This is a genomic window from Cryobacterium sp. 10I5, assembly GCF_035019865.1.
Classification (GTDB): Bacteria; Actinomycetota; Actinomycetes; order Actinomycetales; family Microbacteriaceae; genus Cryobacterium; species Cryobacterium breve_A.
Genome location: NZ_JASJVI010000078.1, coordinates 1 through 19,334, shown reverse-complemented (window position 1 = coordinate 19,334; position 19,334 = coordinate 1). Strand labels below are relative to the sequence as shown.

Genomic DNA, 19,334 nt, shown 5'->3' with positions numbered 1-19,334 from the left:
CGGCGCGCACCGTGCTTCCGGTCCCGTTCCGCAGCCAGCTCCTGCAGACCCTGCTCGGCATCCCGCTGCACGCGCTCGTCGGCGCCCGCTGGCTCGTCTACCTCGCTACGGCGAACAACCTGCTCGCCGCGGGCGGCGCAACGTTCGCGCCGACGCTGTCCTGGTGGTGGATCCTCGCCGGCTTCCTCGTCTTCGTCACTCCGCCGGGCAAGATGGCGCTCTCCGTACTCGCCTCCCGGCTCCTCCTCCGCGGGCTCAAACCGGGCGCTTACCCGCGAGCGGGGTCCGTGCACCTGCGGCTCTGGCTCGCCGAGCAGGTGTCCCTGCTCGTCGACGCCGTGAGCCTCGCCGGAGCGCCCTGGATCAGCTACTACGCCAGGGCCCTCGGCGCCCGCATCGAGCCGGGCGTCGACCTGCACGCGCTCCCGCCGGTGACCGGGATGCTGTCCATCGGCGAACGCGCCGCCATCGAACCCGAGAGCGACCTGTCCGGCTACTGGATCGACGGCGACGTACTCCGCATCGGCCGGGTGAAGATCGGCGCCGGCGCCACGATCGGCGCACGCAGCACCCTCCTCGGCGGAGCGGTGATCGGAGAGGGCGCCGTGATCGAACCCGGCGCCGCCGTGTCCGGCCCCGTGCCGGAGGGCGAACGCTGGGCCGGCTCGCCAGCCACCCGGGTCGGCGCCGCCAGGGGCGCCTGGCCGGCCGAACACCCGCCGCGCGGCCGCCGCTGGCTGACCGCCTACGCCCTCGGCGCGCTCGGCATGACCGCGATGCCCGCCGTCGCCGTGGTCCTCGCCGCGCTCCTCATCGGCGCCGCGATCGGAGACGCCGGCACCCTGGGCCTCGCGCTCGGCCGGGCGGCGCTGATGATGCCGCTCGCCGTCGTGGTCGCCGGGCTCGTCTATGCGCTGCTCGTCGTGCTCGCCGTACGGGCGCTCGGCGTCGGGCTCCGCGAGGGCTACTACCCGGTGCGCAGCCGGTTCGGCTGGCAGGTCTGGATGACGGAGCGCATCCTCGACGGCGCGCGCACGCTGCTCTTCCCCGTCTACGCGAGCCTGCTCACCCCGGTGTGGCTGCGCCTGCTCGGCGCGAAGGTCGGCGCGGGCGTCGAGGCGTCGACCGTGCTGCTCATCCCCGCGCTCACCACGATCGCGCCCGCTGCGTTCCTCGCCGACGACACCATGGTCGCCTGTTACGAACTCGGCGGCGGCTGGATGCACATCGGCCCGGCCAAGGTCGGCCGCCGCGCCTTCCTCGGCAACAGCGGCATGGCCGGCGCCGGCCGCACGGTGCCGCGCAACGGACTCGTCGCCGTGCTCTCGTCCACGCCGCGCAAGGCCAAGCGCGGGTCCTCGTGGCTCGGCAACCCGCCGGAGCGGCTCCGGCGGCTCGTGACGGATGTAGACGAAGCGCGCACGTTCCGGCCACCCGCCCGGCTCCGCACGGCGAGGGCACTCTGGGAGGTGCTCCGGATCGTGCCCGTGATCGTGACCGGTCTGGTCGCCCTCGGCGTCCTCGCCGCCCTCGACGCGCTCTGGCTCGGCGTCGGTCTCGGCTGGACGATCCTTCTTGGCGGGTTCGTGCTCCTCGCGGCCGGTGCCGCCGCCGCCGCCGTGACGAGCCTCGCCAAATGGGTGCTCGTCGGGCGGATCAGCGTGAGCGAGCATCCGCTCTGGTCGTCGTTCATCTGGCGCAACGAGGTCTCGGACACCTTCGTCGAGATGGTCGCCCGGCCCTGGTTCGCGGCGAAGGCCGCAGGCACCCCCGCCCTCTCGGTATGGCTGCGCACGATCGGAGCCCGGGTGGGCCGCGGCGTCTGGTGCGAGACGTACTGGCTGCCGGAAGCGGACCTCGTCTCGCTCGGCGACGGGGTCACCGTGAACCGGGGCTGTGTCGTGCAGACGCACCTGTTCCACGACCGGATCATGCAGCTCGACCGGGTCGCGCTCGCCGAGGGAGCCACCCTCGGACCGCACAGCGTGATCCTGCCCGCCGCATCCGTCGACGCCGGCGCGACCGTCGGCCCCGCCTCGCTCGTCATGCGCGGCGAACGGGTGCCGGCCGGGTCGGTCTGGTCTGGGAACCCGATCTCGCCGTGGCGCAGACTGCCGTGGACACCGTGAGCCCGCAGACCGGCGGGAAGACGGGCGCCGAAAAGGGCTCCGCAGGCAAGGGCTCCGCCGGCTCGCCCGGCAAGGTCGCCCTCAACCTGCCGACGACGATCGGGTCAGGCACGGCCGGCGATCCCTACCTGATCGGTGCGGGCAACGGCGGCTACCGGGCGCTGCACTACGACCTCGACCTGGACTACCGGGTCGCGACCAACCAGCTGCGCGCGACCGCGACGATCACGCTCGTCGCGACGATGCGCCTGGATCGGTTCAGCCTCGACTTCGACGGGCTGAGCGTCGACCGGGTCACGGTCAACGGCGCCCGGCCGCGCAAGTCCGTGCACACCGGCCGCAAGCTCGTGGTGACCCCGCTGACGACGATGGAAGCCGGGGAACGGTTCGAGATCGCCGTGCGGTATCGCGGGGCGCCGCATCCGCTGCGCAGCATCTGGGGAGAGGTCGGCTGGGAGGAACTGCTCGACGGCGTGCTCGTCGCGGGGCAGCCCTGCGGGGCCGCCTCCTGGTTCCCCTGCAACGACCACCCGAGCAACAAGGCGACCTACCGGATCGCGGTGAGCTGCGAGGCGCCGTACACCGTGGTCTCGAACGGCACGCTCACCGCGAAGTCGACCCGCTCCGGCCACACCAGGTGGACCTTCGAGGTCGTCGAGCCGATGGCGACCTACCTCGCCTCGGTGATGATCGGCCGGTACCGTTCGAGCGCGCAGCAGCCCGTTACGGCGGGCGGCCCGGCCCCGGTGCCGATCACGCTGCACTTCCCGACCAACCTCGCGCACAACGTCGGCGTCGACTTCGCCAGGCTCGGCGAGATGGTCTCGGTGTTCAGCACGACCTTCGGCCCGTACCCGTTCCCCGGGTACTCGGTCGTCGTGACGGATGACGTGCTCGAGATCCCGCTCGAGGCGCACGGCCTCGCCGTGTTCGGCCGCAACCACGTCGACGGCAACCACGGCAGCGACCGCCTGATCGCCCACGAGCTCGCGCACCAGTGGTTCGGCAACAGCCTCACCGCCGCCGCCTGGCGCGACATCTGGCTGCAGGAGGGCTTCGCCTGCTACGCGGAGTGGATCTGGGGCGAACACGCCGGCGGACGCACCGCCGAGCAGAGCGCGGTGTACCACCGCGGCCGCCTCGAGGCACAGCCGCAGGATCTCCTCGTCGGCGATCCCGGCCCGCACAACATGTTCGACGACCGGGTCTACAAGCGCGGTGCGCTCGCCCTGCACGCCGTGCGGCGCTCCCTCGGCGACGAGGTGTTCTTCGACACACTGCGCGCCTGGACCCGCGCCAACCGGCACGGCCTCGTCTCGACCGATGCCTTTGTCGAGTTCGTCTCGATCCACACCGGAAGCGGAGAGATCCGCCGCATCATCGACCGCTGGATCTACCGGACCGCCCTCCCCAAACTCTGATGCCGGGGGTCTCCAGCAGCCGGAGAGCCGGCTGGGTGCCGGGGCGGGTCACCACGGCGACGCGGCCGACGAGGTTGAGGCCGGGGCCGGGGTCGAAGCTTGCGAGGAGGATGCCGGCCAGGGGGACGTCGGCGCCCGGCCAGGACTCGAGTGCCGGGCCGAAACCCGGTACCCGGCGCGGTGCGAGGGTGAGGTCGCGCGGGTCGACACGCAGGCCGTCGCCGGTGGACTTCAGGATCGCCTCCTTCGCGCACCAGATCCCGGCGAGGTCCGCGGCATCCGCCGCCCGCTCGCGAGGTGACAGGGCGACATCGGCCACGGGGGAGCGGGCGACGGATGCCACACTCTCGATGTCGACGCCGACCGGCCCCGCGAAGCTCACCGCGACGGCGACGTGGCCGGCCGCACGGCTGAGACTGAGGTGCACGGCCGCTTGCGGCGCGGACCCGGGTGCCGCTGTCTCGAGGGAGGGCACACCGTGCTCGGTGCTCCCGCAGTGCGGGCAGCGCCGGGCGACTCGCACGCTCGCGGGATCGCGGCCGAGCGCCCGCGCGGCCGTCGCCGCCAGGAGTGCCCGGTCGGCGGCATCCGTCTGCCCGCGGGGCGCGACGAGGACGACCACCTCTCCAGCACCCTGATCGATCACGCATCCAACCTAGCCGCGCCCCCTGTTCCGAAACCCACGGGACCGGCCGCTGGCACGACACCGAGGAGTGCGACACTGGTAGCTGCACGCGAGGAGCACGCCATGACACTGATTGACAACGCGGTCTACGTCGACGGGCGACGCCTCGCGACGCCAGATTCCCTGGACGAGACCTATTCGACGCTGACCGAGTGCGGCGGCTTCGCCTGGATCGGCATGTATCGGCCAGAAGAGACCGAGGTGCGTTCGATCGCGGCGGAGTTCAAGCTGCACCACCTGTCGGTCGAGGACGCGCTTAAGGGCCATCAACGTTCCAAGCTCGAGCGGTTCGACGACATCCTCTTCGTGGTGCTCCGGCCGGCCCGGTATATCGACGCCGAGGAGCGGGTCGAGTTCGGCGAGCTGCACGTCTTCGTCGGACCCGACTTCGTCGTGACCATCCGCCATGCCGAATCCCCCGACCTCGCGAAGGTTCGCGCGCGGATGGAGTCGACGCCGAGGCTCCTGGCCCTCGGCCCCGAGGCGGTGCTCTACGCGATCTTCGACCAACTCGTCGACGAATACGCGCCCGTGATCGCCGGACTCGAGAACGACATCGACGAGATCGAGGACGAGATCTTCGACGGCGACCCCGAGGTCGCCCGGCGCATCTACGACCTGTCGCGCGAGGTGATCGAGTTCCAGCGGGCGACCCAGCCGCTGATCGGGATGCTCGAGGCGCTCAAGCGCGGCTTCGCGAAGTACAACGTGGAGGCCGAGCTGCACCACCACCTCGACGACGTACTCGACCACGTGCTCCGGATCAACGAGCGCGGCTCGGCCTTCCGGCAGATCCTCGACAACGCGCTCATCGTGCATTCGACTCTCGTCACCCAGCGGCAGAACGACGAGACCAGGCGGCTCTCCGAGACGAGCCTCGCGCAGAGCGAAGAGGTCAAGAAGATCTCGAGCTGGGCGGCGATCCTGTTCGCGCCGACCCTCGTCGGAACCGTGTACGGCATGAACTTCGTCAACATGCCGGAGCTGCACTGGGAGTACGGCTACCCCTTGGCGCTTGGCCTGATGGTCGTGGGCGGCTTCGTGCTCTGGCGCGTCTTCAAGAAGAACAACTGGCTCTAGCCGCCGCTCCCGCCGCTCCCGCCGCTCCCGCCGGCCGCAGACTGTCGAGTGTCGTCGTTCTCGCCGAATATCGCCCGTGCACGGGCGATATTCGGCGGAAACGACGACACTCGGAGGAATTGCGCTCCCAAGCTAGGGCTGGGCGGCGCGCCAGGCGTCGACGTCGGCCTCGAGGGCTGCCTTCTCGGCAGGGTCGAGGAATGACGCCTCGATCCCGTTCCGGGCGAGGACGGCGAGCCGGTCAGGGCCGAGGTCGAACTCGGCGTCGAGTGCCGCCAGGTTGTCGTCGATGTAGCCGCCGAAATAGGCGGGGTCGTCGGAGTTGACCGTCGCGAGCAGGCCGAGGTCGAGCATCCGCACGATGGGGTGGTCGGCGAGCGTGTCGATCGCACGCAGCCGCACGTTCGAAAACGGGCAGACCGTGAGCGGCACCCGGTCGCGCACGAGCCGTTCGACGAGCGCGGGATCCTCGAGGCTGCGGATGCCGTGGTCGATGCGCTCGACCCCGAGCCGGTCGAGCGCGCTCCAGACGTATTCGGGCGGGCCCTCCTCGCCGGCGTGTGCGACCCGGCGCAGCCCGTTCGCCGCGGCGAGGGCGAAGACCTCCTCGAACAATTCCGGCGGGTAGCCGACCTCCGCGGAGTCGAGCCCGACACCGTCGATCGTGTAGCCGCTCGCGAGAATGTCGTGGAGGATCTGCAGCGCTTCCTCCGCCGGCCGGTCGCGCAGGAACGTCACGATCAGTTTCGTCGAGATGCCGAAGGAGTCGACCGAGGTGCCGAGGGCATCCGCCACCCCACCGAGCGCGGTCAGCAACGGGATGCCGCGGCTCGTGTGCGCCTGCGGGTCGAAGAAGATCTCGGCGTGCCGCACCCCCGCGTCAGCGGCCCTGGCCAGGTAGGCCCGGGTCAGGTCCGTGAAATCGGCGGCTTGGCGCAGGACGTCGAGGTTGTGGTAGTACAGATTGAGGAAGGATTGCAGATCGGTGAACTCGTATTGTGCCCGCAGCTCCGCCAGGGTCGCCCACGGCAAAACGACGGCATTGCGTTCGGCCAGCTCGAAGATGAGCTCTGGTTCGAGGGTGCCCTCGATGTGCAGGTGGAGTTCGACCAGGGGGAGTTTCATTGCCCCATTCTCGCAAGCCCGGTCGGCCTCGAATCACCACTGGTCCGAGCAGCCAGCAGAGCGGTCAATACACCGGCCCGAGCACCGGACCGCAAACCCGACGAATCCGCGGCTTTTCCCGCGAATCCCCGCGAAACCCGGGGAGCCTGCCGCCGAACGGTGTTTTCAAGACTTAGGGTGTCGGTGTGTGGCGACTCGATAGAAAACAAGATGACGACGACATCCTGTCGACGAACCAGGATGCTCCGTCGGGTGAACCGCGGAATGCGGTCTCCCCGCAGACCGTGAGCCTCGGGGACCCCTCGGTCGTCGCGGGAAACATCGCCGAGCCGGTCTGGAACCGCTGGCGCACCGAACTTGCCGAGATCGGCGGGCGCTCGCCGTTGCTGCACTTCGCCGACGAGCCGCGCACCCGCATCGAACTGAGCCAGGCCCACCCCGGCGGACTCCCGCAGTTCATCACCGGCAAGTCCACCCTGCTCTCCAACCTCATCCGCGACGAACTCGCGCTGCGCAACGCCCGCCTCGCGGCCGGCGAGATCACCCAGAAGGGCATCGAGCTGCGCTCCATGCGCGGCATCGAATCGGTGCACCTGGGCATCGGCCTCGCCGAATGGCGCTTCGGCGACGTCGACTTCCTCGGCCCGGTGCTGCTCCGCCCGCTCGCGATCCGCCGGTACGGCCGCGACTTCGAGCTCAAGCTCAAGGGCCAGCCGTTCCTGAACCCAGAACTCGGTCGTGCCCTGCACGAGCAGTTCCAGATCACCCTCGACGCCGACGCCTTCGTCGCGCTCGCCGTGACCAACGGCGCCTTCAAACCGCAGCCCGTCATCGACCGGCTCCGCGGCCTCACCTCGCACCTGCCCTGGTTCAACGTCACCCCGCGTCTCGTCGCCTCCTCCTTCGCCGACGTCGGCCGGGCCATGAAAGCGGATGCCGCGCACCTCGAGCATCCGCTGCTCGACGCGATCGCGGGGAACCCCAGCGCCCGCCAGGCCATCGAGGGCGCGTACAACCCCGTTGTTCCGATCGGCCAGGACTCCCGGCCGCCCGCGACCGACGTGCTGCTGCTCGACGCCGACCCGGAACAGGAGAACGTCGTCGCGCAGATCGCGGCAGGCAACTCCCTCGTCGTCAAGACCCTCCCCGGCACCGGCGGCACCCAGACGATCGTCAACGCGATCGGCTCCCTGATCTCCCAGCACAAGCGGGTACTCGTCGTGAGCGCCCGCCGCTCGAGCCTCGACGGCATCAACCAGCGCCTCACCCAGGTCGGCCTCCCGGGCGTCGCCGTCACCCCGCGGCTGCTGCGCCGTGACCTGATCGCCTCGATCACCCGCAACGAGAAGGCCGTCCAGCCGATGGTCGGCGACGTCGACGACGCCCTCGTGCGCCTTCGCAAGGTGCTGCTCGACTACCGGGGCGCCCTCACCCGGCGCGACCCGGCCCTCGGCGTCTCCGTGCTCGACGCCCTCGGGGAACTCGCGAGGCTCGCCCAGCTGTCCTCCCCGCCCTCGACGACCGCCAGGCTCGACCGGCACGCCCTCGAACGCCTCGCCCAGAACCGGGCGACCGCCGCGCAGACGCTGATCAAGGCGGCCGCACTCGGCCAGTTCCGCTACGGGCCGGGCGACTCGCCCTGGTACGGGGCGTCCTTCGCGGTGCCGGCCGAGGCATCCGCCGCCCACCAGCTCGCCAAGCGCGTCAACCAGGTCGAACTGCCCCGACTGCTCGAGCGCGCCGCCGGCCTCGTCGGCCAGACCAGGCTGCGGCCCTTCGAGACCATCGCCGAGCTCGGCGTGTACCTGCGGCTGCTGCTCGACATCCGCGACACCCTCGACAAGTTCCAGCCGGCCGTGTTCGACCGCTCGCTCACCGAGCTCATTTCGGCGACCTCGGCCCGCCGCGACTCGCCGGACATGACCGGCACGAGCCGCCGGCGCCTGCGTCGCCTCGCCGAGGAGTACCTGCGGCCGGGCGTGCACGTCACCGACCTGAACGACAGCCTCCGTCGAATCCAGCAGCAGCGCACCCTCTGGCAGCGCTACGTCGTCGCCGGCGTCATGCCGGAGGTCCCGGTCGGGATCTCCGACGTACACGTCGCCTTCCAGCGCGTCTCCGAGGACCTCGCGGCCCTCGACATCCCACTGCGCAACACCGGCACGAACCGGCAGCTCGCAATGCGGCCCGTGAAGGAGCTCATCTACACGATCTCCGGCCTCGCCGCCGAGAGCGAGGTGCTCGCCAACCTGCACGAGCGCACCGCCCTGCTCGCGACGCTGCGCGAGCACAACCTCGACCCGCTCATGACCGACCTCGCGAAGCGGCACGTCTCCGAGGAGAACGTCGCCAACGAGCTCGAGCTCGCCTGGTGGCAATCCGTGCTCGAGACCATGCTCGGCGCAGACAAGGCGCTCCTCAACGCGAACACTCAGGTGCTCGACCGACTCGAGGCCGACTTCCGCCTCGTCGACGAGGCGCACGCGTCCACGACCGGGCAGCGCCTCGGCTGGCTTCTCGCCGAGACCTGGAAGATCGGCATCGTCGACTGGCCGGAGGAGGCCGACCGCCTCCGCCGCCTGCTGCGCGCCGACCGGGCGACCCCGTCCCGCCTGAACAAGGCGGCCCCGCACCTCGGCCGCGTTCTCGCTCCCGTCTGGCTCGCCTCGCCGTACGAGGTCTCCAAACTCGACGACCAGCACTTCGACGCCGTGCTCCTCGTCGACGCCGGCGCGACGACCCTCGCCGAGAACGTCGGCGCCATCCGCCGGGGCAAGCAGATCGTGGCCTTCGGCGACCCCGTCACCCAGACGCCGTCCCCGTTCGAGACCGGCATCACGGATGCCGGCGGCGGCACGAACGCGAACGCGCGCGTCAGCCGCGTCAGCCTCGCAGACCGCGCAGAGCGCGAAACCAACGTCGACGCCCTGCATGCGGACTCCGCCCTCGCCCGCCTCGGCGAACTGCTGCCCACCCTCACCCTGACCCGCAGCTACCGGGCCGGCGGCGAGGACCTCACCGAACTCGTCAACCACCGTTTCTACGGCGGCCGCATCGACTCGCTCCCGTGGGCCGGCAGCTACCTCGGGCACGGCAGCCTCACCCTGAACTACGTCGCGGGCGGCCACGGCATGCCCGACGCCGACAGCGGAGCCGTCGAGAGCGTCGACGCCGAGGTCACCAAGGTCGTCGATCTCGTGCTGGACCACGCCGTCAAGCGCCCGCGCGAATCGCTCATGGTGATCACCGCGAGCGCCCGCCACGCCGTGCGGGTGCACCAGGCCGTGCTGTCCGCGTTCTCCAAGCGCACCGACCTGGCCGACTTCATCCTCAAGGACCGGGCCGAACCGTTCACCGTGCTCACCCTCGAGCAGGCCGTCGCGCAGAGCCGCGACCGGGTGATCTTCTCGATCGGCTACGGTCGCACCCCTCACGGACGCCTGCTGACCAACTTCGGCTCCCTCGGCGAACCCGGCGGAGACCGCCTGCTCGCCATCGGCATGACCCGGGCCCGCCGCGCCATGGACATCGTCTCCTGCTTCCGCCCCGCCGACATCGACGAGGACCGCCAGCGTCACGGCATCCTCGCCCTCGCCCAGGTGCTCACCGAGACCGAGGCCCGGCACAACGAGGCCCAGGTGCCCGATGCCACCGAGCCGATGCTCGTCGACCTCGCCCAGCGCCTCGAACGCCTCGGCGTCACCGTGACCCTCGGCCACCGCGGCAAGCTCGCCCTGGCCGGCTCGCACGCCGGCCGCGCCGTCGTCGTCGAAACGGATGCCGTCGTCGACCGGGCGAGCCTGCGCGAGTCCCTGAGGCTCCGGCCAGAGGTGCTGCGGCGGCTCGGCTGGCACTACCTGCGCGTGCACTCCTTCGAGCTCTTCAGCAACCCGGACGCCGTCGCCACCCGCGTCGCCGGCCTCGTCGGCATCACGAGCCCCACCCCGCCGGCGGCGCAGTACCCGAGCGCGTGACGGACGGCGCCCACGCCCGCGTGACTGGAGTGCTGTTCGGGCAAGACATGAAGGACCTGTCGTGAAAGACACCGACGAGTGGCTCGAGACCCCGGAGAGTGCCGCCGATCGGTCGCACGGACTCGACCCGGCGGATCCCGGGGTGGCCCCGCGCCAGTCGGTCGTCAAAGCCCGCGGCGGAGCCCGCCGTGCGCGCCTGACGCCGGCACCGGACACCGACCCGAACCCGCACCCTCCGGTACTCCGGGAGGAGGGCGGCGTCGCCCCGCACGTCGACGGAACCGAGCCGTCACGGAGCGCGAACGAGGCCCAGCTGCGTCAGGACCGCCCGCCGCACTGGTAGCCCGTGTCCGGCATCCGTCGTCGCCGCACCTGCCAGCCCCGCGCCCTAACGAATTCGACGGAGTTTTTGGGGTTTGCGGCGCGTGAGAGCGCGATCTAAGCGCTTTCCGGGCAAAAACTCCGTCGAATTGGTTCGGGGGAGACCGCTGGAGAGTTACCTGGGGGACTGGCCGGTGCCGGGCTTGGCGGCGTCCGCGGCGAGGAGGTCGCGGATCTGGGTGAGCAGGTCGAGCTCGGTCGCGGGGACGGTCGCGTCCTTCGGTGGCAGGCCTGCGGCACGGCGGCGCTCCTGCGCCTCCTTGAGCTTGTTGATCGGCATCACGAACACGAAATACACGACGGCCGCGATGAGCAGGAAGTTGATGATCGCCGCGAGCACGAGCCCGAAGGACAGGCTGCCTCCGCCGGGCAACGCAACGTTCATCGATTTGGAGATGTCCTCCGCGTTGAAGATCGCCGCGATCAGCGGGTTGAAGATCCCGGTGACGATGGCGTTGACCACGGCCGTGAACGCCGCGCCAATGACAACGGCGACCGCGAGGTCGATCACGTTGCCGCGCATGATGAATTCCTTGAAGCCCTGGATCATGGGGATCCTCCTAAGATTTTGCGGGCGATGCCGCGCTCGTGGTTGACGGGGTGCTGGACGACGACGACGACGAGCCGGCGGCTGCCCCGGCCGACTTCTTCTCCGACTTCTCGGCCTTCTTGGGCTTGTCGGAACCCTTGTCGGAGTGCGAGCCCTTCTCGCCGTGCGACGCGGTGTCCGCGTGCGACTTGGCGTGCTTCTTCGGGTGCGCCTGCAGGGCCGCCTTCGCGTCCGAGCGGGAGTCGTTCTGGTAGAAACCCGAACCGGTGAAGCTCACGCCGATCGAGGAGAACACCTTGCGCAGCTTGCCGCCGCAGGTCGGGCAGACGGTCAGCGTGTCGTCGGTGAAGGCTTGCTGGATGTCGAACGCGGTGTCGCACTCGGTGCAACGGTAGGAATAGGTAGGCACTGAAACTCCGGCTGTGGGAGCCCGGCGCGCGCCGGGATCCCCGATTGAAATAGGTGGAATTGAGGGTGGATGAGTTAGAAGGTGATGATGCGCGTGGGCGTGACCAGACCGTCGACGGGCTGGTCGTGCACTTCACGCGGCACGGAGTCGACGTATTCGTTGTCGAAGATGACGGCGTAGACCGGAGGACATTTCTCCATCGAGCCGAGCGTCTTGTCGTAGTAGCCACGACCCCAGCCCATCCGCAGCCCGGTCGCGTCGACGGCGGCAGCGGGAACGATGATCAGGTCGACGTCGTTGATGGCGATCGGCCCGAGCAGGCTGCCCGCGGGTTCGGGCATTCCGGAGACGCCGGGGAACTCGGTCTGGTCCTCTCCGACGGTCCAGTCGAGCAGGCCGTCGTCCCGGGAGACCGGGAAGAGCACCCGGATACCCTGGGCCTCTGCCCAGTTCACGAACGGGCGGGTATTCGGTTCGTTCCTGGCGGACAGGTAACAGGAAATGGAGCGAGCGCTGAGGTCGACCACGATGCTCTGCAGGTTCGCGGTGAAGCCCGCGGTCGCGGCATCCGTCTCGACCGACGTCAGGTTCTGCCGGCGCTCACGCAGTTCGGCGCGGAGCGCCCGCTTTCGGTGAACGGTCTCGGAGTCCATATAAGTCATCCTAGATGCCGATAACGTAGGGATCATGGGTACACGCATCACGAAAGCCGTCATTCCCGCCGCTGGTCTGGGAACTCGCTTCCTCCCGGCCACGAAAGCGATGCCGAAGGAGATGCTTCCCGTCGTCGACAAACCGGCGATCCAGTACGTCGTTGAAGAGGCCGTCGCGGCCGGCCTGAACGATGTCCTGATGATCACCGGGCGCAACAAGAATGCCCTGGAGAACCACTTCGACCGGATGACCGAGCTCGAGGACGTCCTGATCGAGAAGGGTGACACGGACCGTCTCGCCAAGGTTCAGTTCGCCACAGATCTCGCCGACATCCACTACGTGCGCCAGGGCGACCCGCTCGGCCTCGGCCACGCCGTGCTGCGTGCGAAGATGCACGTGGGCAATGAGCCCTTCGCCGTGCTCCTCGGCGATGACATCATCGACGCCCGCGATCCGCTGCTCGAGAAGATGCTCACCGAGCAGGTCGAGCGCAACACGAGCGTCATCGCCCTCATGGAGGTCGACCCCTCGCAGATCCACCTCTACGGCTGTGCCGCGATCGAGGCCACCGACGACCCCGATGTCGTGCGCATCACCGGCCTCGTCGAGAAGCCCGCCGAAGCGGATGCCCCGTCGAACCTGGCCATCATCGGCCGGTACGTGCTGCGCCCCTCGGTCTTCGGCGTGCTCGAGCACACGAAACCGGGCAAGGGCAACGAGATCCAGCTGACGGACGCCCTGCAGGAGATGGCCGTGAACCCCGAGAGCACGGGCGGCGTCTACGGCGTCATCTTCCGCGGCCGCCGCTACGACACCGGCGACCGGCTCGACTACATCAAGGCCATCGTGCAGCTCGCCGTCGACCGCGAAGACCTCGGTCCCGGCCTGCGTCCGTGGCTCAAGGGATTCGCCGCCACCCTCGACTGATCCGGATCACAGGACTGATCCGGGTGACTAAAGTGGGGGAACACCAGTTGAATCCGAGTAGACAGGCAGGTTGTGGCGATCGCGATTCCGACGCTCTTTGACGGTGATGTGACGTTGCGTCCCATCCGGCTGCGCGATGACAAAAACCTCGAACGCTCCCTGATGGAGAACCGCGGCTGGTTGCGCGCCTGGGAGGCGACAAGCCCGTACGCTCCGATGTCCTTCGACACCCGCGCGAGCATCCGCAGTCTTCTCTCGCACTCGCGCACCGGGAACGGCCTCCCGTTCGTGATCGAATTCCAGGGCCAGCTGGCCGGGCAGCTCAACGTCTCCTCGATCAGCTGGGGCTCGCTGTCGAGCGCGACGATCGGCTACTGGGTCGCCGAGGAATTCGCCGGTCGTTCGATCACCCCGATCGCCGTCGCCCTCGCGACGGACTACTGCTTCGGGCAGCTCGGGCTGCACCGGATGGAGATCTGCATCCGGCCGGAGAACGGCCCCTCCCTCCGAGTGGTCGAGAAGCTCGGCTTCCGCTACGAGGGCCTCCGCCGCCGCTACATCCACATCAACGGCGACTGGCGCGACCACTTCTGCTTCGCCCTCGTGGCCGAGGAAGTGCGCCAGGGCGTGCTGCGCCGCTGGCGAGACGGCGCAGCCCCCGCCGATGCCGCAGCCGTGACCCCGGCGGACCGGGCCGCGGCGGCACATCCGCTCGGCGTCACCGAGTACTGAGCCACCGCGAAACCACCGGAGAGCGCCCGGGGAGCGCCGGATACCGGCGTACCGCAAAAAGAATCGCCGATTCCCCGGCGATTCGGCGGACACACCCCCGTCTAATCAGCGCCGGAACGGCCCCAGACTCATACCGTAGGGAGCATGAGTAGCGAGGTCCTGGGTGGGGGAGTCATGGTGGGGGTCGCCGCCGTGCTCTGGGTGGCCTATTTGATGCCGACCTGGACCCGACGGCGCCAGTATGTCACGACCGAACGCAATGCGGTTCGGTTGCAGCAGACCATGCGCATCCTCGCTGAGACCTCTGAGATTCCACAGGAGGTTCACCTCGAGGCGAGCGCTCGCACAGTCGTCACGCAACAGAAGCTGCTCGCGCAAGCCGAGGAGGACGCCCGCGTCGAAGCGAAGGCTGTGATGGCCGCCGCGAGTTCGGCCCGTCGTGCGGTCGCCGCCGAGGCTGCCGCAGACCGCGCCGCCGTCGCGCGGGTCGCCGCGGAGCGGGCCGCCGCTCACCGCGCCGCCCAGTCCACCGTCATCGGGCACGCAGCGGCCAGGAGCCGGCGCGTGCGTCGACTGCGGGCCGTGGCGACCCTCGTGCTCCTCGGCGGCTTCGTCGCCATCACCCTCGGCCTCGTCACGCTGGTCTCCGGCGGCTCGGCCGTGCTCCTCGCCGGGGGCGCGGTCTTCGGCTCGCTCGCTTTCGGCACCCTCAACCGCCTCGCCCGCACGAGCGCGCACGCGAAGGCCCGCGCCGTCGCCGCGCGCCCCGCCTTCGCCGCGGAAAGGTCCCGGCCGCTCGTTGGGCAGGACTTCGAGCCCGTTCAGTTCGAGGAGACTCCCGCGGTCGTGCAGACCTGGACGCCGCGTCCGCTCCCACGCCCCCTGCACCTCGCCCCCGGTACCGTCGCCCAGGCGGCCATGGCCTCAGCGGATGCCGCCGCTCAGCTCCGCCGCGCCGCCGCGGAGGCCGAGGTGGCCCGTCGTGCCGAACAGCTGCAGGTCGCCGTCACGCCGCTCCGGCACACCGGGACGATCTTCGCAGCGGGCAGCAGCCTGGGCAGCAACGTGGGTGCAAACGTGGGCGGCACCATGGGCACACGGCCGGTCACGAGGACAGGGTCGGTCGCCGTCGCGGGCAAGGCCCCGGCCGCCGCGCCGGTCAGCCGCTTCGCATCCATGGGCATCGTCGGCGAAACCGAGCCGGGAATGACCGACCTCGACGCCGTCCTGCGCCGCCGCCGCGCCGCCGGGTAGGCGCCCGCGCACCTATCGCGGTCCGCCGGGAGTGCGCCCCGTGCCGGGTGTGCTCAGCACGGGGCCCAACGCGTGATATTCTTCATAAGCGGTTGGGGGCTATGGCGCAGTTGGTAGCGCGTCTCGTTCGCAATGAGAAGGTCAGGAGTTCGAATCTCCTTAGCTCCACCGGCAAGACAGAAGGATCGTGGCCCATCGGCCCCGGTCCTTTTGTCGTTTCCGGGGCGAAGCCCGGACGAAGCCTGCACTCGTCCTGAGTCCGGCGAGGACTCGGCCCGCGCACGTTCCACCTCCAAGCCTGCCGCTATCCGGGCAGGTCGCTCAGCGCGCGGGAAGGCCGGGCTTCTGCAGTTCCTGGGTGATCCGGTTCGCCTCCTCGAGGAGCAGCCGGCCGAGGAACTCCTGCCGCTCCGGCCGGAACCGGGGCTCGATCCCGGTCAGTGACAGTGCCCACGCCGGCCGGCCGGACCGGTCGAAGATCGCAGCTCCCATGCCCCAGCTGCCCTCGAGGATGAGTCCCGGATTGACCGCGTACCCGGTCGTGCGGGTCTGTTCGAGGTTCGAGCGGATGCCCGCCGCCGTGTGCGCCGGACCCCACGTTTCCGCGAGCGAACCGTCGAGCAGCGCCGTCACTTCCGGCTCTGGCAGGTAGGCGAGGATCGCGAGCCCGGCCGAGGCGACGCCGAGCGGGAACCGCACGCCTTCGTGCAGCACGAAGGACCGGATCGGGAAGCTGCCTTCCTCGCGAAGCAGGCAGACCGTCTCCGCGCCACGGCGGATGGAGAGGAAGGCACTCTCTCCGGTCTCCTCAGCGAGCCGGCGCAGGCTCGGCCGGGCAAGCTCCTCGATCGGGTATCGCTCGGCGGCGACGACCCCCATCACGAAGATCTCGGGTCCGTAGTGCCAGGTGTGCCGCACGGGATCGTGGTCGAGCAGCCCTTCGGCCGCGAGGGAGGCCAGCAGCCGGTGCACGGTCGGACGGGTCAGCCCGGAGTCGCGCACGAGATCGGAGATGAGGGCCCCGGCCGGTGCGCGGCCCACGAGCCGCAGCAAGAGGGCGATCCGGCCGGTGACCTGGGCGCCCTGCACGGCGCCGCCCGAAGCTTGTGCGGCATCCTTCGTCATGTGGGCCCCTCCGTGTCCATAATGTGGATGCCTGTGAGCCTAGTGTTCACGCTGTGGATGCGCAACAATATGATCGGTTTCTGGCGATTGACAGGCTCTTCGTTGCCCGGTTAGCATGGCCGTCAGTCAACGTGTCCACAGGGTGGACGCTGAGAATGCCCAATGATTGCTCAATGAGGAGACGACCATGTCCAAGGTTCTGGTGAGCGCGGCCGATGCACTCGGTGACGTGCTTCACGACGGGATCGTGCTCGCGGTGGGCGGTTTCGGCCTCTGCGGGATTCCCGCCGACCTGATCGACGCCGTGCGCGCATCCGGTGTGCGCGATCTCACCGTCGTCTCGAACAACATGGGCATCGACGGGATCGGCCTCGGCCGGTTGCTCGAAACCGGGCAGGTACGGAAGGTGATCGCGTCGTACGTCGGCGAGAACCGGCTGTTCGCCGAGCAGCTTCTCGCGGGCGAACTCGAGGTCGAGTTCAGCCCCCAGGGCACCCTCGCCGAACGGCTCAGGGCCGGGGGTGCGGGCATCCCCGCGTTCTACACAAAGACCGGGGTCGGCACCCTCGTGGCCGAGGGCAAGCCCCACGAGGTGTTCGACGGCATCCGCTACGTGCAGGAGCGCGGCATCGTCGCCGACGTCGCCCTCGTTCATGCCTGGCGCGCCGACACCGAGGGCAATCTCGTCTACCGGTACACGGCCCGCAACTTCAACCCGCTCGTCGCGACCGCCGGCGTTGTCACGATCGCAGAGGCCGAGCAGATCGTGCCGCGCGGTGCGATCGACCCGCACGACGTTGTGACGCCGGGCGTCTACGTGCAGCGCCTCGTCCAGGCGGATGCCCGCACCAAGCCGATCGAGCAGCGCACCGTGCGCGAGCTCCCGGTCGCGGTGCCCGCCTGAACTACCCCCAGCACATCCACCCGTTCGACACTCCCCGGGAGAACACCATGGCTTGGACCAGAGACGAGATGGCCGCGATCGCGGCCGGAGAACTGAAGGACGGCGACTACGTCAATCTCGGCATCGGGATCCCGACGCTCGTCGCCAACAACCTGCCGGAAGGCGTGTCGGTCACGCTGCAGAGTGAGAACGGGCTGCTCGGCATGGGCGCCTTCCCCTGGGCGGGCGACGAAGACGCCGACCTGGTCAACGCGGGCAAGCAGACCGTGACGATCCTGCCCGGCGGATCGATCTTCGACTCGGCGACCTCATTCGGGATGATTCGCGGCGGTCACGTCAAGGTCGCGATCCTCGGCGCGATGCAGGTGTCCGGCAGCGGGGACCTCGCCAACTGGACGATCCCCGGCAAGATGATCAAGGGAATGGGCGGCGCGATGGACCTCGTCGCGGGCACCCCGCGGGTCGTCGTGCTGACCGAACACGTGGCGCGGGACGGCGCCGCCAAGATCGTGACCGAGTGCAGCCTGCCGCTCACCGGCGTCCGGGTCGTGAACCGGATCATCTCCGACCTCGCCGTCTTCGACGTGACCGAGACCGGCCTCGTGCTGCGCCGCCGCGCCCCCGGGGTCACCGTCGAGGAGCTCCGCGCCTGCACCGAGCCGGACTTCACCGTTTCGGAGGCGGACGACTCCGCCGCCGACCCGCGCGCGGCATCCTTCGTCCCCCACGACACCGCAACCGACCAGAAAGCAGTGCGACTGTGAGCCTTCAGGAACAATTCGGCACCGACGTCCTCCTCGCCGGCTGGGGGCACAGTCGCTTCGGCAAGCTCAGCGACGACACCCTCGAGACCCTGATCGTGCAGGTCGCCGCCGAGGCGATCGCGAACTCCGGTGTCGACGCCGGCGAGATCGACGAGATCTACCTCGGCCAGTTCAACTCGGGGCTCGTCCCGCTCGCCTTCGCGTCCTCGCTCGCGCTGCAGACCGACCCTGCGCTCGCGTACGTGCCAGCCACCCGGGTCGAGAACGCCTGCGCCTCCGGCTCGGCAGCGTTCCAGCAGGGCGTCAAGTCCCTGCTCGCCGGCACCGCCCGCACCGTGCTCGTGATCGGGGCGGAGAAGATGACGGATGCCTCGTCCGAGCTCGTCGGATCGGCCCTACTCGGCGCCGACTACGATATGGCCGGGCAGCCGTCGACGACCGGGTTCGCCGGCCTCTTCGCGGTCGTGGCCGAGGCGTACGCCGAGCGCTACGGCGACGTCGGCGATGTGCTCGGCTCCATCGCGGCCAAGAACCACCGCAACGGCGTCGCCAACCCCTTCGCCCAGCTGCGCAAGGACCTCGGCGAGGACTTCTGCCGCACCGTCTCGGAGAAGAACCCGATCGTGGCCGGGCCGCTCCGCCGCACCGACTGCTCCCCGGTCTCCGACGGTGCGGCAGCGATCGTGCTCACAACCGGCGGCAGCGCCGGCGCCTCCCGCCGGTCGGGAGCCGCGACCGATCCCGTGCGGCTCACCGGCTTCGGCCAGGCCAACGACTTCCTGCCCGCCGCCCGCCGTGACCCCACGGCGTTCGCGGCCACCCGGATCTCGTTCGAACGCGCACTCCGGATGGCGGGCGTGGGACTCGACGAGCTCGACTTCGCCGAGGTGCACGACTGCTTCACGATCGCCGAGCTGATCATGTACGAGGCGATGGGACTCACCCCGCCCGGCGAGGGCCGCCGCGCCGTCGAAGAGGGCTGGGTATACCGCGGCGGCCGGCTCCCGGTCAACATCTCCGGCGGCCTCAAAGCCAAGGGCCACCCGGTCGGGGCGACCGGGGTGTCGCAGCACGTCGTCTCCGCGATGCAGCTCACCGGCACCGCAGGCGACATGCAGCTCGATGCGCCGCGCCGTGCGCTCGTGCAGAACATGGGCGGCGTCGGTGTCGCGAACTACGTGAGCGTGCTCGAGGCCGTCTGACCCGCCCGACCGCACGCC

The 19,334-nt window shown here is 69.8% G+C and carries 17 protein-coding genes and 1 tRNA gene; 12 read left to right on the top strand and 6 right to left on the bottom strand.

Going from position 1 to position 19,334, the window contains the following annotated elements:
* Both QN350_RS15745 and QN350_RS15740 read left to right on the top strand, forming a co-directional pair.
* Positions 1 to 2,129, top strand: a 2,129-nt coding sequence (locus QN350_RS15745; RefSeq protein ID WP_323516909.1) for a Pls/PosA family non-ribosomal peptide synthetase, incomplete at its 5' end; no start/stop codon positions are given.
* Positions 2,102 to 3,550, top strand: a complete 1,449-nt coding sequence (locus QN350_RS15740) for a M1 family metallopeptidase (protein WP_323516908.1) — start codon at positions 2,102 to 2,104, stop codon at positions 3,548 to 3,550. The genes QN350_RS15745 and QN350_RS15740, both read left to right, overlap by 28 nt.
* Here QN350_RS15740 and QN350_RS15735 read toward each other — a convergent pair.
* Positions 3,507 to 4,196 (bottom strand): 4'-phosphopantetheinyl transferase family protein, encoded by a 690-nt coding sequence (locus tag QN350_RS15735; protein ID WP_322137824.1) that lies wholly within the window; start codon positions 4,194 to 4,196, stop codon positions 3,507 to 3,509. The genes QN350_RS15740 and QN350_RS15735 overlap by 44 nt on opposite strands.
* 102 nt (positions 4,197 to 4,298) lie before the next feature.
* Here QN350_RS15735 and QN350_RS15730 point away from each other — a divergent pair, with 102 nt between their 5' ends.
* Entirely contained in the window at positions 4,299 to 5,315 is a 1,017-nt protein-coding gene (locus QN350_RS15730; RefSeq protein WP_322137823.1) for a magnesium and cobalt transport protein CorA, read from the top strand.
* 132 nt (positions 5,316 to 5,447) lie between these two features.
* On the opposite strand, the gene QN350_RS15725 is transcribed toward QN350_RS15730, so the two are convergent.
* Positions 5,448 to 6,440, bottom strand: coding sequence for an adenosine deaminase (locus QN350_RS15725; protein ID WP_322137822.1), 993 nt, complete (start codon positions 6,438 to 6,440; stop codon positions 5,448 to 5,450).
* A 185-nt stretch (positions 6,441 to 6,625) separates the two neighbouring features.
* Here QN350_RS15725 and QN350_RS15720 point away from each other — a divergent pair, with 185 nt between their 5' ends.
* On the top strand, positions 6,626 to 10,414 hold the full coding sequence (locus tag QN350_RS15720; protein ID WP_322137821.1) for an AAA family ATPase: 3,789 nt from the start codon (positions 6,626 to 6,628) through the stop codon (positions 10,412 to 10,414).
* Positions 10,415 to 10,475: 61 nt separating this feature from the next.
* A complete protein-coding gene (locus QN350_RS15715; RefSeq protein WP_322137820.1) occupies positions 10,476 to 10,757 on the top strand; it encodes a hypothetical protein in 282 nt (93 codons plus the stop codon).
* A gap of 153 nt (positions 10,758 to 10,910) precedes the next feature.
* Here the strand turns inward: QN350_RS15715 and mscL are convergent, their stop codons facing one another.
* The 3 genes from mscL to QN350_RS15700 form a co-directional block, all read right to left on the bottom strand.
* Complete coding sequence (gene mscL / locus QN350_RS15710; protein ID WP_281535692.1) at positions 10,911 to 11,345, bottom strand: large conductance mechanosensitive channel protein MscL; 435 nt, start codon at positions 11,343 to 11,345, stop codon at positions 10,911 to 10,913.
* Between the two features lie 10 nt (positions 11,346 to 11,355).
* Positions 11,356 to 11,754 (bottom strand): FmdB family zinc ribbon protein, encoded by a 399-nt coding sequence (locus tag QN350_RS15705; protein ID WP_322137819.1) that lies wholly within the window; start codon positions 11,752 to 11,754, stop codon positions 11,356 to 11,358.
* A gap of 74 nt (positions 11,755 to 11,828) precedes the next feature.
* The gene (locus QN350_RS15700; protein WP_281535690.1) at positions 11,829 to 12,407 is read right to left on the bottom strand and encodes a 5-formyltetrahydrofolate cyclo-ligase; all 579 of its coding nucleotides are present in this window, start codon (positions 12,405 to 12,407) and stop codon (positions 11,829 to 11,831) included.
* A 34-nt stretch (positions 12,408 to 12,441) separates the two neighbouring features.
* Here QN350_RS15700 and galU point away from each other — a divergent pair, with 34 nt between their 5' ends.
* The 4 genes from galU to QN350_RS15680 all read left to right on the top strand — a co-directional run bounded on the left by galU (position 12,442) and on the right by QN350_RS15680 (position 15,489).
* On the top strand, positions 12,442 to 13,335 hold the full coding sequence (gene galU / locus QN350_RS15695; RefSeq protein ID WP_322137818.1) for a UTP--glucose-1-phosphate uridylyltransferase GalU: 894 nt from the start codon (positions 12,442 to 12,444) through the stop codon (positions 13,333 to 13,335).
* Between the two features lie 72 nt (positions 13,336 to 13,407).
* Positions 13,408 to 14,067, top strand: coding sequence for a GNAT family protein (locus QN350_RS15690; RefSeq protein ID WP_322137817.1), 660 nt, complete (start codon positions 13,408 to 13,410; stop codon positions 14,065 to 14,067).
* Between the two features lie 144 nt (positions 14,068 to 14,211).
* Complete coding sequence (locus QN350_RS15685; protein WP_322137816.1) at positions 14,212 to 15,321, top strand: hypothetical protein; 1,110 nt, start codon at positions 14,212 to 14,214, stop codon at positions 15,319 to 15,321.
* A gap of 95 nt (positions 15,322 to 15,416) precedes the next feature.
* Positions 15,417 to 15,489 (top strand) — tRNA-Ala (locus QN350_RS15680).
* A gap of 153 nt (positions 15,490 to 15,642) precedes the next feature.
* Here the strand turns inward: QN350_RS15680 and QN350_RS15675 are convergent.
* Positions 15,643 to 16,446 carry an IclR family transcriptional regulator gene (locus QN350_RS15675; RefSeq protein WP_322137815.1) on the bottom strand — a complete coding sequence of 268 codons (804 nt, stop codon included), beginning with the start codon at positions 16,444 to 16,446 and terminating at the stop codon, positions 15,643 to 15,645.
* 187 nt (positions 16,447 to 16,633) lie between these two features.
* On the opposite strand from QN350_RS15675, the gene QN350_RS15670 reads away from it, so the two are divergent.
* From QN350_RS15670 to QN350_RS15660, 3 genes are read left to right on the top strand one after another with little or no spacing between them, the layout of a single operon-like run.
* Positions 16,634 to 17,350, top strand: coding sequence for a CoA transferase subunit A (locus QN350_RS15670; protein ID WP_322137814.1), 717 nt, complete (start codon positions 16,634 to 16,636; stop codon positions 17,348 to 17,350).
* A gap of 47 nt (positions 17,351 to 17,397) precedes the next feature.
* Positions 17,398 to 18,114: a CoA transferase subunit B gene (locus QN350_RS15665; protein WP_322137813.1), complete on the top strand. Its 717-nt coding sequence runs from the start codon at positions 17,398 to 17,400 to the stop codon at positions 18,112 to 18,114.
* A complete protein-coding gene (locus QN350_RS15660; RefSeq protein WP_322137812.1) occupies positions 18,111 to 19,316 on the top strand; it encodes an acetyl-CoA acetyltransferase in 1,206 nt (401 codons plus the stop codon). The genes QN350_RS15665 and QN350_RS15660 overlap by 4 nt, the downstream gene beginning before the upstream one ends.
* Positions 19,317 to 19,334: the final 18 nt, after the last annotated feature.

Bases quoted from the DNA above. Each gene is read 5' to 3' on its own strand.
- QN350_RS15730 (WP_322137823.1), top strand. From the start codon at position 4,299: ATGACACTGATTGACAACGCGGTCTACGTCGACGGGCGACGCCTCGCG.
- QN350_RS15725 (WP_322137822.1), bottom strand. From the start codon at position 6,440: ATGAAACTCCCCCTGGTCGAACTCCACCTGCACATCGAGGGCACCCTC.
- mscL (WP_281535692.1), bottom strand. From the start codon at position 11,345: ATGATCCAGGGCTTCAAGGAATTCATCATGCGCGGCAACGTGATCGAC.
- QN350_RS15700 (WP_281535690.1), bottom strand. From the start codon at position 12,407: ATGGACTCCGAGACCGTTCACCGAAAGCGGGCGCTCCGCGCCGAACTG.
- galU (WP_322137818.1), top strand. From the start codon at position 12,442: ATGGGTACACGCATCACGAAAGCCGTCATTCCCGCCGCTGGTCTGGGA.
- QN350_RS15685 (WP_322137816.1), top strand. From the start codon at position 14,212: ATGAGTAGCGAGGTCCTGGGTGGGGGAGTCATGGTGGGGGTCGCCGCC.
- QN350_RS15675 (WP_322137815.1), bottom strand. From the start codon at position 16,446: ATGACGAAGGATGCCGCACAAGCTTCGGGCGGCGCCGTGCAGGGCGCC.
- QN350_RS15670 (WP_322137814.1), top strand. From the start codon at position 16,634: ATGTCCAAGGTTCTGGTGAGCGCGGCCGATGCACTCGGTGACGTGCTT.
- QN350_RS15665 (WP_322137813.1), top strand. From the start codon at position 17,398: ATGGCTTGGACCAGAGACGAGATGGCCGCGATCGCGGCCGGAGAACTG.